This is a genomic window from Amycolatopsis sp. NPDC028719, from assembly GCF_055565395.1.
Map to the genome: position 1 here is coordinate 667,347 of NZ_JBVHUL010000002.1, position 12,696 is coordinate 680,042.

Annotated in this window: 15 protein-coding genes; 4 read left to right on the plus strand and 11 right to left on the minus strand. The window is 72.6% G+C overall.

The window, feature by feature from the left end:
* Positions 1–30 precede the first annotated feature (30 nt).
* Positions 31–933 carry a class A beta-lactamase gene (gene bla / locus ACZ4TR_RS11105; protein WP_465286878.1) on the plus strand — a complete coding sequence of 301 codons (903 nt, stop codon included), beginning with the start codon at positions 31–33 and terminating at the stop codon, positions 931–933.
* On the opposite strand, the gene rimO is transcribed toward bla, so the two are convergent.
* The 8 genes from rimO to ACZ4TR_RS11145 form a co-directional block, all read right to left on the minus strand.
* Positions 917–2,293 carry a 30S ribosomal protein S12 methylthiotransferase RimO gene (rimO, locus tag ACZ4TR_RS11110; RefSeq protein ID WP_465287345.1) on the minus strand — a complete coding sequence of 459 codons (1,377 nt, stop codon included), beginning with the start codon at positions 2,291–2,293 and terminating at the stop codon, positions 917–919. The two genes, bla and rimO, sit on opposite strands and share 17 nt — an antisense overlap.
* Positions 2,290–2,607: a hypothetical protein gene (locus ACZ4TR_RS11115; protein WP_465287359.1), complete on the minus strand. Its 318-nt coding sequence runs from the start codon at positions 2,605–2,607 to the stop codon at positions 2,290–2,292. The genes rimO and ACZ4TR_RS11115 overlap by 4 nt, the downstream gene beginning before the upstream one ends.
* 96 nt (positions 2,608–2,703) lie before the next feature.
* A complete protein-coding gene (locus ACZ4TR_RS11120) occupies positions 2,704–3,336 on the minus strand; it encodes an NAD(P)H-dependent oxidoreductase (protein ID WP_465286879.1) in 633 nt (210 codons plus the stop codon).
* Between the two features lie 32 nt (positions 3,337–3,368).
* Positions 3,369–3,620, minus strand: coding sequence for a hypothetical protein (locus ACZ4TR_RS11125; protein ID WP_465286880.1), 252 nt, complete (start codon positions 3,618–3,620; stop codon positions 3,369–3,371).
* Between the two features lie 85 nt (positions 3,621–3,705).
* Complete coding sequence (locus ACZ4TR_RS11130; RefSeq protein ID WP_465286881.1) at positions 3,706–4,956, minus strand: PucR family transcriptional regulator; 1,251 nt, start codon at positions 4,954–4,956, stop codon at positions 3,706–3,708.
* A 24-nt stretch (positions 4,957–4,980) separates the two neighbouring features.
* Positions 4,981–5,679, minus strand: coding sequence for an alpha/beta fold hydrolase (locus ACZ4TR_RS11135; RefSeq protein ID WP_465286882.1), 699 nt, complete (start codon positions 5,677–5,679; stop codon positions 4,981–4,983).
* A gap of 15 nt (positions 5,680–5,694) precedes the next feature.
* Entirely contained in the window at positions 5,695–6,798 is a 1,104-nt protein-coding gene (locus tag ACZ4TR_RS11140) for an FAD-dependent oxidoreductase (RefSeq protein ID WP_465286883.1), read from the minus strand.
* Positions 6,798–7,484: a TetR/AcrR family transcriptional regulator gene (locus tag ACZ4TR_RS11145; protein ID WP_465286884.1), complete on the minus strand. Its 687-nt coding sequence runs from the start codon at positions 7,482–7,484 to the stop codon at positions 6,798–6,800. Before ACZ4TR_RS11145 ends, ACZ4TR_RS11140 begins: the two co-directional genes overlap by 1 nt.
* 434 nt (positions 7,485–7,918) lie before the next feature.
* On the opposite strand from ACZ4TR_RS11145, the gene ACZ4TR_RS11150 reads away from it, so the two are divergent.
* Positions 7,919–8,344, plus strand: coding sequence for a DoxX family protein (locus tag ACZ4TR_RS11150; RefSeq protein ID WP_465286885.1), 426 nt, complete (start codon positions 7,919–7,921; stop codon positions 8,342–8,344).
* Here the strand turns inward: ACZ4TR_RS11150 and ACZ4TR_RS11155 are convergent.
* Entirely contained in the window at positions 8,341–8,847 is a 507-nt protein-coding gene (locus tag ACZ4TR_RS11155) for a VOC family protein (RefSeq protein ID WP_465286886.1), read from the minus strand. The genes ACZ4TR_RS11150 and ACZ4TR_RS11155 overlap by 4 nt on opposite strands.
* Before the next feature lie 348 nt (positions 8,848–9,195).
* On the opposite strand from ACZ4TR_RS11155, the gene ACZ4TR_RS11160 reads away from it, so the two are divergent.
* Both ACZ4TR_RS11160 and ACZ4TR_RS11165 read left to right on the plus strand, forming a co-directional pair.
* Positions 9,196–10,083: an alpha/beta fold hydrolase gene (locus ACZ4TR_RS11160; protein ID WP_465286887.1), complete on the plus strand. Its 888-nt coding sequence runs from the start codon at positions 9,196–9,198 to the stop codon at positions 10,081–10,083.
* Positions 10,084–10,087: 4 nt separating this feature from the next.
* The gene (locus ACZ4TR_RS11165) at positions 10,088–10,678 is read left to right on the plus strand and encodes a TetR/AcrR family transcriptional regulator (protein WP_465286888.1); all 591 of its coding nucleotides are present in this window, start codon (positions 10,088–10,090) and stop codon (positions 10,676–10,678) included.
* Here the strand turns inward: ACZ4TR_RS11165 and ACZ4TR_RS11170 are convergent.
* Entirely contained in the window at positions 10,675–11,226 is a 552-nt protein-coding gene (locus tag ACZ4TR_RS11170; RefSeq protein ID WP_465286889.1) for a dihydrofolate reductase family protein, read from the minus strand. The two genes, ACZ4TR_RS11165 and ACZ4TR_RS11170, sit on opposite strands and share 4 nt — an antisense overlap.
* Before the next feature lie 102 nt (positions 11,227–11,328).
* A complete protein-coding gene (locus tag ACZ4TR_RS11175; RefSeq protein WP_465286891.1) occupies positions 11,329–12,450 on the minus strand; it encodes a S1 family peptidase in 1,122 nt (373 codons plus the stop codon).
* Between the last annotated feature and the right edge of the window lie 246 nt (positions 12,451–12,696).

The window sequence follows — 12,696 nt, forward strand, 5'->3', positions numbered from 1 at the left end:
GAGGTCGATCAAGATCGGAAAGGATGCCTCGTGCCGTTCCCCCACGTCCGGCGGGCCGCGCTCGCCGCGCTGGCCTTCGTGTCGCTCACCGCCTGCACCGCCGAAGCCCCGGTGGCCGCCCCGCCGGCGCCGTCGCCGTCGAAGTCCGCCGAAGCCCCGCAACCGGACTTCGCGCCCCTCGAGCGCGAGTTCGACGCCCGCCTCGGCGTGTACGCCGTCGACACCGGCTCCGGCCGCGAACTCGCCCACCGCGCCGACGAACGCTTCGGCTACGCCTCGACGCACAAGGCGTTCTCGGCCGCCGCCGTCCTCCAACGCACGAGCGTCGACGAGCTCGCGAAGGTGCTGAAGTACACCCGCGCCGACCTCCAGCCGAACTCCCCGGTGACCGAAAAGCACGTCACCACCGGCATTTCCCTGCGGGACGCGATCGACGGGGCGTTGCGCTACAGCGACAACACCGCCGCGAACCTGCTGTTCAAGGAACTCGGCGGGCCACCGGGGCTCGGCGCCGCGCTGCGCGGGATCGGCGACACGACCACGCACGTCGACCGGACCGAACCCGGCCTCAACGACCTTTCGCCCGGCGACATCCGCGACACGAGCACCCCGCAGGCGATGGCCGGCAGCCTGCGCGCTTTCACCCTCGGCACCGCGCTGCCGCCGGAGAAGCGGCAGATCCTGACGGACACGATGCGCGCCAACCTCACCGGCGCGACCGTGATCCGGGCGGGCACGCCCGCGGGCTGGGCCGTCGCCGACAAGACCGGCACCGGCGGCTACGCGACCCGCAACGACATCGCCGTCGTCTGGCCGCCGGGACGCGCGCCGGTCGTGCTGGTGGTGATGTCCGACAAGAAGGCGAAGGACGCGACCGCCGACGACCGGCTGATCGCGGCGGCGGCGAAGCTCGTGTTCAGCGCTCTTCGGTGAGGACGCGGGCTTCGAGATCGACGCCGTGCGTGCCGACGACCTCCGCCCGGACCAGCGAACCCGGTTCCGGCGCCGGTCCGGCGAACGTCACGTGCCCGTCGACCTCGGGTCCCTGGTGCGCCGCCCAGCCGTGCCCGCCGGTCCCGACGACCACGTCGACGACCGCCCCGAGCCGTTCCTCCGCCCGGCGGGAGACCAGGTCGTCGGCCAGGACGGACAGCTCCTCGACGCGCTCGGCGAGCACCGGGGCCGGCACCTTGTCCGGCAGGCCGGCGGCTTCGGTGCCGTCCTCGTCCGAGTACCCGAACACGCCGGTGGAGTCCAGCCGGGCCTGCTCCAGGAAGCGCTTCAGCTCGGCGAAGTCGGCGTCGGTCTCGCCCGGGAAGCCCGCGATGAAGTTGGAGCGCACGCCGGCGTCCGGCGCTATCGCCCGGATCCGCTCCAACAGCTGCAGAAAGCGCTCCCGGTCGCCGAACCGGCGCATCCGGCGCAGCACCGGGCCGCTCGCGTGCTGGAACGAGAGGTCGAAGTACGGTGCGACGCCGGGTGTCCCGGCGATCGCTTCGACGAGCCCGGGCCGCAGTTCGGCCGGCTGCAGGTAGCTCACCCGGACGCGGTCGGCGACGGCGGCGAGCTTCGGCAGGAGCTTCTCCAGCGCCTGCAGGTCGCCGACGTCCTTGCCGTAGGACGTCGAGTTCTCGCTGACCAGCACCAGCTCGCGCACGCCGTGCCCGGCGAGCCACTCGGCTTCGGCGAGGATCTCGGCGGGCGGCCGCGAGACGAACGCGCCGCGGAAGCTCGGGATCGCGCAGAACGTGCACCGCCGGTCGCAGCCCGACGCCAGTTTCAGCGGCGCGACCGGCCCTCCGCCGAGCCGGTGCCGCAGCACTCGCGGGCCGCTGGCCGGGCCGTGGCCGGGCACGTGGGCGACCTGCTCGGCGGACCGCTCGACCGGGGTGATCGGCAGCAGCGTGCGCCGGTCGCGCGGGGTGTGCGCGGGCCCGGTCCGGCCGAGGAGGACGTCCTCGATGCGGTCGCCGATCTCGGGGTAGTCGTCGAACGACAGGACGGCGTCGGCCTCCGGCAGCGCGTCGGCGAGCTCGCGGCCGTAGCGCTCGGCCAGGCAGCCGACCGCGACGACCTTCGCGCCCTTGCCGGACGCGGCCAGGACCGTGTCGATCGACTCCTTCTTGGCCGCTTCGATGAAGCCGCAGGTGTTCACCACGACGACGTCGGCTTCGCCACCCGGTTCGGCGAGGCGCCACCCCGAGCCGCCCAGCCGGGCGGCGAGCTCGTCGGAGTCGACCTCGTTGCGTGCGCAGCCCAGGGTGACCAGGGAGACCGTGCGCACGGCGGTCAGTACTCGACGATGGCGACGGTCGGCGGCTTCGAGTCCCCGATCGCGGAAACGACGACGCCCCGGCCGTGGCCTTCGTCGCCGATCGCCCGGGTCTGCACCAGCACGGGCGCGTCGACCGCCGGCGCGATGGCGTTCAGGGGCAGGTAGGCGGTGACGACCAGGCCGCTCGCGAGCAGCACCCGGGCGATCTTGCGGCGGCGATCGCCGGATTCCCGGACGCTGACGCAGGTGCCCCACTGCTGCCCGGCCGGCGCTTCCGGCGCGTTTCCCTGACGGCGACGACGTTCTTCGGCCATCCGCTCGAGCATGCCCACGGTTCCCCCTCGGTGCAGTCCGGTAGCCGGTCGAGCCGAGAGTCGCACGCGGCGCGAAGCCCGCTCAAGGTCTTCACCGGAAGTGACCGGAACCGGTCAGTGACCACCGAACAGGTGCCGGACCTCGGTTTCGACGTCGTCGAGCCACCCGGCCCGGCGTCGCTCGTCCGCGTCGGCGACCACGCGCAGCACCAGCCGGCGCACCTCCGGTTCGCCGAGGTACGGCGCGAGGCAGCGCTTCCAGATCGCGTCCAAGGGGTCGCCGAAGAGCGTCCGCTCGCGCTCCTCGGTCGTGTCCGAGGTGTTCACGACGAGCAGGCCGCGCAGCGAGAGCAGCGACTCCGGCGCGCCGCCGGCGTCGTCGAGGCGGTACGCCACGCCGGGGACGAGGATCCGGTCGAGCCAGCCGCTCAGGATGGCGGGCGGTTTGCCCCACCAGTTCGGGTGGATCGCCACGAGCCCGCCCGCTTCGCGCAGTTCGTTCCGATGCTGCCGCACCAGCGGATCCGGTTCGGCGGCGAGGAACTCCTCGGCTCGGGTCCCGCTGGTGTACGTCTCTTCCGCGGTCAGCACGGGGTCGAAGTCTTCGGCGTACAGGTCGTGGAAGAACACCGGCCGCCCGGCGCGGGCGAGGCAGTCGCGGACCCGCGCGGCAAGGGCGTGGTTGAAGCTCCCCGGCCGGGGATGGGCCAGCAGGACCACCACCGGCCGGGACGTCTCGTCGAGCACCGCGTCAGCTTGCCACGGCGCCGGCCGCCGGCTCAGCCCGCGTTGGCCAGCAGGCCCGGCCCGGTCGGCGCGCTCTGCATCAGGCAGGCGTGGCACGGCATCCCGCGCAGCCCGTCGAGCACTTCGGCCTCGCCGGGGAAGATCTCCTCGCCGCACAGCGCCGTCAGCCGCGCCGGCACCGCGCCCGCGGGCGGGACGGGGATCAGGTGGCAGACGCGTCTGCTTTCGCCGACGACGCCTCGGCGTAGCCGCACCAGCGCGAGCATCCCACCGTTTTCACCCATACACGGACCGTAGGCCGAACGGCTCATCCCAGCTTCGTGCCCGGGCACCAACGATCTTCGACGACGGTGGTCCGGGGGACCAAAGTCACGCCGGCGACAGCACGGCCGCACCCAGGCGGTGGCTCAGGTTGAGCGCGAGCTCGACGTCCAAGCGGCTCTCCGCGAGGTCGCGAGGCAGGAGCTCCTGCGCCTTGCGGACCCGGTACTGCACCGAGTTCTTGTGCATCGTCAGCTCGGCCGCGGCCCCCGTGTAGCTGCCGCCGGACGCGAGGAACACGCGCAGCGTGTCCCGCAGCCGCGCGCAGTGCTCGTCGTCGGCGCTCAACGGCCCGAGCGTGCTCGCGACCCACAGCCGGGCCGCGTTGAGGTCGGTCGTCATCAGCGCGACCGTGCCGACCTCCCGGAAGGTCAGCACGCGGTCGCAGTGCTCGCCGGCGGCCAGCGCCAGCGCGTGCACGCGCCGGGCCTGCTGGTGGGTGTCCCGGAAGCCGGCGACGCCGGTGCCGGGGTCGCCGACGGTCACGCGCACGCCGGGGTCGGCCTCCGCGAGCGCGGCGTCGAGGTGTTCGCGGCGGACCGATGCCACCGGGAGCCACACCCAGGCGCCGGCCTCGTCGCGGGGCACGAACAGCGGACGTCCCTGGCCGCCGGCCCGCTCGAGGACCGCGCCCGCGACCGATTCCAGCAGCGACAGGACGTCGTGGGCCTCGGACGTGTGCCAGACGATCATGCCCACGTGCGTGCCGCGCAGGCGGTAGCCGATGACCGCCTCGGCCGCGTCGACGTCGGGCGGGCCGCCGTTCTCGCCCAGCAGGTCCACCACCTTCGCCGCCCGCGCGGCGCTCCGGTTGAGCAACCACTTGTCGCGTTCGTCCTGGTAGACGGTCACGAGCTGGCGCACCACCCGCGTGATGAACTCGTAGGCGACCTTGAGCAGCCGGCGCATCATGGCCCCGAGCAGGGCCGCGTCGTCGACCAGCCGGATGCACTCCTGGAACCCGAAGTCGAGCATCGCGGCCTGCCCGAGGTCGTACGCCCGGATCAGGTCGAACACGGGCGTGCCGCGCTGCGCCAGGCGCCGCGCGTACTCCATGGCCGCGGCCGGCGGATCGACGGTCGCGGGGTCGATGCCGTGCCGGAAGATCTGCAGGGCGGTCTCGATGTTCTGGTAGACGCTCGCCGACAGCAGGCTCACCATGCGCTCGTCGTCGTTGACCAGCTGCGGCAGGTCGGCCGCGTACAGCTGGACCAGCTCCCCGGTCAGCTCGCCCGCCCGGTCCGCGAGGGTGGCGGCGATCTGCCGGATGCGGTCCGAGACGACTTCTTCGTCCACCATGGAGCCACCTTAGGGGGTGGACGATCAAGCTCGTCCGGCGAACTCGTCGATCAGGGCGAACGTTTCGGCCGGCGCCTGAACGTGCGGCACGTGCCCGGCGCCCGCCACGACCTCGAACCGCGCGTCGGCGAACGCGGCCGCGTAGACCTTGCCGAACTCCGGCGGCACGACGACGTCGTCGGCACCCCAGACCAGCAGCGCCGGGATCCGGACGCGCGCGAGCCGGCGCAGCAGCTTCGGGTCGGCGATCCGCGGGCCGCCGTAGACCCGCAGCGCGGCCAGGTCCGCGGGGTCCGGCCCGGGCGCGCCGGGCGGCGGCTGCGGCAGGCTCACGGCGTGGCCCTCGACCTCCGGGCCGATGCCGTCGAGCACGACCAGCCGGCCGATCCGGCGCCCGCGGTCGCGCACGGCCATTTCGGACGCGACCCAGCCGCCGAAGGAGCTGGCGACCACGAGGACGTCGCCGGCGTCCTCGTCGTCCAGCAGGTCGAGGTAGGTCACGGCGAGGTCGTCGACACCGGAGAACCAGTCCGGGCGGGGCGTGCCGGCCCAGCCCGGGTGAGTCGGCGCGAGCACGCGGGCGTGCGGCGCGAAGTGCTCGACGATCGGCTCGACGCCGCGCGGGCCGGCGCCACCGTGCAGGACGAGGACCGTGCGGTCGCCGCGGCCGGTGTCGACGAGGGGGATGTCCAGTCCCGGGTGGGGACGCAGGGTCCGGGTCATGGTGGTTCCTTCCGGTCAGGGGTGGGCGGTGTGGGCGAGCATCTGCTCGACCATGGCGGCGGGCGCGTCCGTCCGGAAACTGGCTTCGAGGTTGTCCGCCGACTCGCGGGCGGCTTCTTCCGCTCGCGGGAACAGCGCGGCTTCGTACGCCGCGAGAGCGCTTTCGACGTCGTCGTGGGCGGCCAGCGCGAGGGCCAGTCCGGTGGCGTCGAGCATGGCGAGGTTCGCGCCCTCCCCCGCGAACGGCGACATGACGTGCGCCGCGTCGCCGAGCAGGGTCACGCCCGGGACGCGCTCCCAGCGGTGGCCGGCCGGCAACGCGTGGATCGGACGCGGGACCAGGGCTTCGCCGCTTTCCTCGATGAGGGCGCGCAGCCCGGCGTCGAAGTCGCCGAAGACGTCGAGCAGCCGCGCGCGGTCGGCCAGGTCCGTGACCGCGGCGGGGTCTTCGGTGCGCACGGCGGCGTACACGCGGATCCGCCCGCCGCCGTTGCGCTGGGCGATCAGCCCTTTCCCACCGGCCAGCGCGAACAGTGAACCCGGGCCGACGAGCGCGGCCACGGCCGGGTGCTTCTCGTCCACATCGGACAGATGAGCCTCCACGAACGACAGTCCGGAGTAGACCGGCACGGCGGCCGACAGCAGGGGCCGTACCTTCGACCACGCGCCGTCCGCGCCGACGACCAGGTCGGCTTCGACGACCTCGCCGGTGCCCAGGGTGAGCCGGCCGGCGGACACCGCGGTCACCTTGGTGCCCCAGCGGACGACGCCGGCCGGCAGCGATTCGGCCAGGAGCCGTTTGAGGTCCCCGCGATCCACCTCGGGCCGGGTGCCACCGCTCTCCTCGGCGGTTTCCTCGAAGTGGACGACGCCGTCGCGGTCCAGGATCCGCAGGGCCTCGCCTTCCTCCCTCGCGACGGCGCGGAACTCCTCGGTCAGGCCGGCCTCGGCGAGTGCGCGCAGACCGGACTCCTCGTGCAGGTCGAGCGTGCCGCCCTGGTCGCGGGCGGCCGGGGAAGCGTCGAGTTCCCAGACGGTCGACGCGATCCCCCGGGTGTGCAGGACGCGGGCCAGCGTGAGGCCGCCCAGGCCCCCGCCGACGATGGCGATGCGGGTCATCAGGTCTCCTCGGGCTCGGGCCGCGGCGTGGCGAGCGCGCCGTTGAGCAGCGCGTCGAACGCCCACCGCGCGCGGGCGGGGCCGGGTCCGGACACCAGGTCGGCGGCCAGCGCGGCGATGTGCGGGTGGGTCAGCGAGGAAACCGTGGCCAGGGAATCGACCATCACCTCGTGCTCGCGGGCGGCCCCCGGCTTCTCCCGGCGGCTGCCGTGTTCGACGGCGGTCGCCGTGGCGGTCAGCAGCAGCACGTCGACCGCCCAGGCGGCCTGCCCGGGCGCCATGCCGCCCTCGTCGAGCAGCGCGAGCACCGCCTCGACGACGGCCAGGTAGTGCGGCCCGCTCAGCCGGGTCACCAGCGCGACGCGGGCGAGGCTCGGGTGCGCGAACAGGACCGTCCGGTAGGAGTCCAGCACCGACCACAGGCGCTCGCGCCAGTCCCCCGCCCCGCCGAGGTCGACCTCCGCGAGCAGTTCGTCGAGCACCGCGGCGTGCAGTTCTTCGGTGTCCTTGACGTAGACGTAGAGCGAGGCCGGGCCGGTGTCCAGCTCATTGGCGAGCCGGCGCATGGTGACACGCTCGACACCCTCGGCGCGCATCACCGCGACCGCGGTCGCGACGATGCCTTCCCGGGTCAGCGCCGGTTTCGCCGGGCGCTCGCGGCGGTTGTAGGTGCTTTCCGGAGCCATGGGTTCACTGTAGCGAACATGTTCGTTACGAGCACGTTCGGGGCGAACATGTTCGTGCGGCTGTGCAGGTATCGGGCGAGCCCGCTCCCGTCGCGCCGACCGTGAGCGACTTGCGACGCCAGAGCGTCGAAACCGCTGCGCCGCCGAATACTTCCGGACGAAAACAATCGGAAACAATAGGGAAACACGGACCAGCCGCCTAACTGGTCTGAACCACTGAGTGAAGATCACCCGTCTGGCGGTTTCCGGTTCCACCACAAGACAAAGCAAGAGGTTCAGACCACTGGACCGAAATTTTCGGAAAACCGGTTAAGCAACTTTCGGGGGGTGTGTCCCCTTCGCACGGACGGTATATCTGAACCACCGAATCCGCAGCGGCCGGTGACACCACCGGCCGGTTCGATGCCGCCCGCACCCCGCTCACCGGAGGCACCATGCACCGCCTGGACCCGGCCCGCGACCACGTCATCGGGCTCTACCGGATCGTCATCGGCTTCCTGTTCGCCTGCCACGGCCTGAAGACGTTGTTCGGCCTGTTCGGCGCGAAGGCCCCGGCCGCCGTCGGGGCGTGGCCGGGGTGGTGGGCGGCGGTGATCCAGCTCGTCTGCGGCGCGCTCGTCTGCCTGGGCCTCGGCACCCGGGCGGCCGCGATCCTCGGCTCCGGTTCGATGGCCTTCGCCTACTTCACCGCGCACATGCCGGACGGCTTGTTCCCGATCCAGAACGGCGGCGAAGCGGCGACGCTGTTCTGCTGGAGCCTGCTCGTCGTCGCGTTCGTGGGCCCCGGCCGTTTCGCGCTCGGCAACCTCCCCGCCCTGCGGCGGGATTCCGAGCCGGCGCCGGAGCGCGTCACGGCCTAGGGACGCGAGATCCCGACGCCGCTGCGGGCCTCGGGACCGTACTTCGCGAGCTCCGCCGCGAGGTCGAGCCGCCCGCTCCTCGCCCGGTCGTCGTCGGTGAGCAGCTCGCGCGGGATGATCCAGACGACCTCGAACTCGAGCCCGCTGGGATCCTTGGCGTACAACGACTTCGTGGTGCCGTGGTCGGACGAGCCGACGAGCGCGCCGGCCTCGGTGAGGCGGCCGGCGAGCCGTTCGAGGTCGCCGAGGGTGTCGACCTCCCACGCCAGGTGGTACAGCCCCACCGACGTCTTGCCCGCGCCCGAGTCCGCGGCGTGCGAACCGAGCTCGAACAGGCCGAGGTCGTGGTCGTTGGCCGACCCGGGTGCCCGCAGGAACGCCGCGCCGCGGTGCACGTCGCCGCCTTCGATGTAGTCGAAGCCGAGCACGTCCCGGTAGAACGCGACGCTTTCGGCCAGATCCCGGACGTAGAGCACGGCGTGGTTCAGGCGAAAGATCGACATCGGGGCTCCCGCGCGCGGCACGCAAATCGGTTGAAGTTTCAACCGAAGGCTACCACGATCGCCGCCGCTCACCGCGGGGCCGAGCACCCAGGACCCGGCGGGCGACCCACTCTCGGTAGGTGCGGCCACTGACCGGGCGACAAACCTTCGACACCGCATCGAGGCCCTGGTCAGGCGCGCCGGCGGTTCGTAGGGTTGGTCCACCGCAGGGCACCGTGTCAGCTGTCCCGCGGGCGGTGGTGCCCCGGGTCCGACCTTTCCCCGAAGCCAAGTCCGGGGCACCATCGCATTCCCCATCCCTCGCTCTTCGCGACGTCCGACAGTCGCGAGCATTTACATACATACACCATGTATGTAACCTCGCGTCATGACGACACGAGCGAATCCCTGGGCCAGGAGCACCGGGTCCGGCTGCCGGCCGGTGAGGTGCGGTACTTCGAGCGGGGCGCGGGCGCCCCGGTGGTGTTCGTCCACGGCGTGCTGACGAACGCCGAACTGTGGCGGAAGGTCGTACCGGACGTCGCCGCCGCCGGGTTCCGGTGCCTGGCCCCGGATCTGCCGCTGGGCTCGCACGACCTCCCGATGCGCGCGGACGCCGACCTCTCCCCCACCGGCAACGCCGACCTGATCGCCGACTTCCTCGACGCGCTCGACCTGCGGGACGTCACGCTCGTCGCGAACGACACCGGCGGCGCGCTGACGCAGATCCTGCTCAGCCGCCGCCCGGACCGGGTCGCGCGGGTCGTGCTCACGCCGTCCGACTGCTTCGAGCACTTCTTCCCGCCGATCTTCAAGGCGCTGCCACCGCTCGCCCGGATCCCCGGTTCGATGGCGGTGCTCGGGCAGCTGCTGCGGATCCGTGCGCTGTACCCGTTGCCCGTGCTCTTCGGCTGGGTGGTCAAGCGGCCACTGCCGGACGCCGTCGCGCAGGCCTACCTCTCGCCGCTGCGGAAGTCCGCCGGGGTGCGCCGCGACCTGCGCAAGCTCCTGCGTGAAGTGCACCCGCGCCACACGCTCGCCGCCGCCGAGGCGCTGCGGACCTTCGACCGGCCGGTGCTGCTCGCGTGGGCCCCGGAGGACAAGCTCTTCCCGATCCGGCTGGCCCACCGGCTCGCCGCGCTGCTCCCGGACGCGAAGGTCGTGGAAATCCCGGACTCCTACACCTTCGTCTCCGAAGACCAGCCCGCCGCGCTGGCCGGGCACATCGCCGAGTTCGCGGGCGTCATGGCAGATTAGGCGGGTGCGACGTACCCAGCAGGACCGTTCCGCCGGCACGAAGGCCGCCCTGGTCGCCGCCGCGCGCGAACTGTTCGCCGCCCGCGGTTACCAGGCCGTCCCGGCGGACGAGATCACCCGCGCCGCCGGCGTCACCCGCGGCGCGCTGTACCACCACTACGCCGACAAGCAGGGCCTGTTCCGCGCCGTCGTCGAGGAGCTGGAACGCGAGCTGACCGAGGAGGTCCGGGCCGCGTTCGCCGGCGGCGCGGACCCGCTGACCGGCATGCTTGAGGGCCTCGGTGTCTTCCTCGACGCATGCCTGCGCGAGGAGGTCCGCCGCATCTCGCTCACCGACGCACCCGCCGTGCTGGGCTGGGACGTCTGGCGCGAGATCGAGGCGGAATACGGCCTCGGCCTGATCGTCGCCGTCCTCGAGCAGGCCAGGGCGGACGGGCTGATCGTGGAGATGCCCGTCCGGGCCCTGGCTCAGCTGGTGCTCAGTGCGGTGATGGAGGCGGCGAGGATGATCGCCGCCGCCGACGACGCGGCCCGGACCCGCGCCGAGGTCCAGCAGGTCCTCGGCGGCTGGCTCGCGAGCCTCGTGCGGCCCTAGCGCGTCCGGTAGGTGCTGAGCACGGCGGCACCGACCGCGGTGGCCGACACCAGCCGCAGGTCCACCGGTGCCGGCACGTCGTCGAAGAGCCGCCGGCCCGCACCCGCCACGGTGGGGAACACGAGCAGGCGGTACTCGTCGACGAGACCGTGCCGACCGAGCGCCTGGGCGATCCCGACGGAGCCGATGACGACGAGATCGCCGGTTTCCTTCGCGACTTCGTCGATGAGTTCTCCTTGCAGCAGCGAGGAGTTCCGCCACGCGGACACGTCGTTCAGCGTGCGCGAAGCGACCAGCTTCCGGGCCGCGTTGAGGCGGTCGGGGAATTCGCCCGTACGGCCGGGCCAAAGCTTGGCGAACAGCTCCCAGGTGGTGCGGCCGAGCAGCAGGGTGCCGGTTTCGAGCAGCGTGCCGAGCCGGAACTTGTCCCCGGCCACCGCTTCCGGGCCGTGCCGGAAGGCCCAGCCGCCGGTCGTTGTTCCGCCCGAACCGTCCGGGTCTTCGATGACGCCGTCCAGGGTGACGAACTCGGTGACGATCACGCTCATGACTGCTCCCGGTGGATCCCGCCGCGCCCGGGTGGCGCGGCCTCACCGGTACCTACCGGCGGCGGCCGCCGGATTCATCGGCCGCCGCCGGAGGAATTCCTCCTAGGCCGTGACGAGCGACAGGCCGTAGGTCTGGAGGATCTCGTTCACCGGCTGGAACCACGTCTCGCCGCCGGAGCCGCAGTTGCCCCAGCCGCCCGAGGTGACGCCCTGGGCCTGGTCACCGGTGATGAACGAGCCGCCGGAGTCGCCGGGCTCGGCGCAGACGTTGGTCCGGGTCATCTGGTAGACCGCGCCTTGGGAGTAGTTGACGGTCTCGTTGAGCCCCAGGACCGTGCCGCAGTGCCAGTGCGTCGTCGAGCCCGAGCGGCACACCGAGGTGCCGACCGGCGCGACCCACGAGCCGCGGACGAGCGCGTCGCTCACTGTGCCCCAGCCGAGCACGACCGGCGCGGTCCACCAGCCGTTGCCGATGCGGATGAACGAATAGTCGTTGCCGGGGAAGGAAGAGCCGGCGAAGCTGCCCATCGCCGAGCCGTCCCAGCCGACGACCGAACTGCCGGTGCCGCCGCAGTGGCCGGCGCTGACGAACCCGCCGTTCACGGAGAAGCCGATCGAGCAGCGGGTGTTGCCGTTGATGTAGTAGGGATCGCCGCCGACGGTTCCCGCGGAGAACGGCTCGGCGGCCGGTGCGGTCGCCACGGTCACCGGGCCGGCCTTCGCGGCCCGGGCCAGGAAGGCGTCGACGTCGGCGCCGTGCGCGCCGGGCCGCAGGGTGACCACGACGCTGCCGGCCCGCGGGTCGGTGCGCCAGCCGCTGACGGCCGCCGGTGCGGGGTCAGCCTTGGCGGAGGCGTCGATCGCGGCCTTGGTCGCGTCGAGCTTCGCGGCGCTGACCTTCGCCGACGCGGTTTCGGCCCCGGCCTGCCGGACGGCGTCCGCCGCGGCCGGGTCGGTCACGCCGACGACGAGCTTGCCGAGCGCGGGGTCGAACCAGGCACCCCCGAAGGCGGCCCCGGCGGCCTGCTGCGCGGCCGGCATCACCCGGGCAGCGGTGATCTCCTGGCCCAGGCGGGTCTCGGCCTGGGCGGCGGTCAGGCCGAAGTCCCGCTGCATGGCGGCGATCAACCCGGGTGAGGCGACAGCCGGGCTGAGCGACGAGGAAGCGAGGGAAGCGGTCAGGACGGCGGCGCCGCCGAGGGCGAGGGCGATTCTTCGACGCATGCGGTCTCCTTCGAGGCAGGGGGGAAAGAAACTCACCGTGCGCCGAGTGTGCGGGCGGATCGGGGCGGTGGTCCAGATTTGTCCGGTCTTCTGTCCGGAATTCGCGGAGGCGAACATCCGTCCACTGTGGACTCACGGACGCGATGCATTGCGGGGCAACGGATTCCGGGAACGCAGAAGAGCGCGAACAGGTCCCACCTGTCCGCGTCGACGAAGGTCTGGACCAAGTAGAACACGCGAGCGGGG

Coding starts and splice junctions, on each gene's coding strand:
- ACZ4TR_RS11125 (WP_465286880.1), bottom strand. CDS start 3,620: ATGGGTGAAAACGGTGGGATGCTCGCGCTGGTGCGGCTACGCCGAGGC.
- ACZ4TR_RS11130 (WP_465286881.1), bottom strand. CDS start 4,956: ATGGTGGACGAAGAAGTCGTCTCGGACCGCATCCGGCAGATCGCCGCC.
- ACZ4TR_RS11135 (WP_465286882.1), bottom strand. CDS start 5,679: ATGACCCGGACCCTGCGTCCCCACCCGGGACTGGACATCCCCCTCGTC.
- ACZ4TR_RS11140 (WP_465286883.1), bottom strand. CDS start 6,798: ATGACCCGCATCGCCATCGTCGGCGGGGGCCTGGGCGGCCTCACGCTG.
- ACZ4TR_RS11145 (WP_465286884.1), bottom strand. CDS start 7,484: ATGGCTCCGGAAAGCACCTACAACCGCCGCGAGCGCCCGGCGAAACCG.
- ACZ4TR_RS11150 (WP_465286885.1), top strand. CDS start 7,919: ATGCACCGCCTGGACCCGGCCCGCGACCACGTCATCGGGCTCTACCGG.
- ACZ4TR_RS11155 (WP_465286886.1), bottom strand. CDS start 8,847: ATGTCGATCTTTCGCCTGAACCACGCCGTGCTCTACGTCCGGGATCTG.
- ACZ4TR_RS11160 (WP_465286887.1), top strand. CDS start 9,196: ATGTATGTAACCTCGCGTCATGACGACACGAGCGAATCCCTGGGCCAG.
- ACZ4TR_RS11170 (WP_465286889.1), bottom strand. CDS start 11,226: ATGAGCGTGATCGTCACCGAGTTCGTCACCCTGGACGGCGTCATCGAA.
- ACZ4TR_RS11175 (WP_465286891.1), bottom strand. CDS start 12,450: ATGCGTCGAAGAATCGCCCTCGCCCTCGGCGGCGCCGCCGTCCTGACC.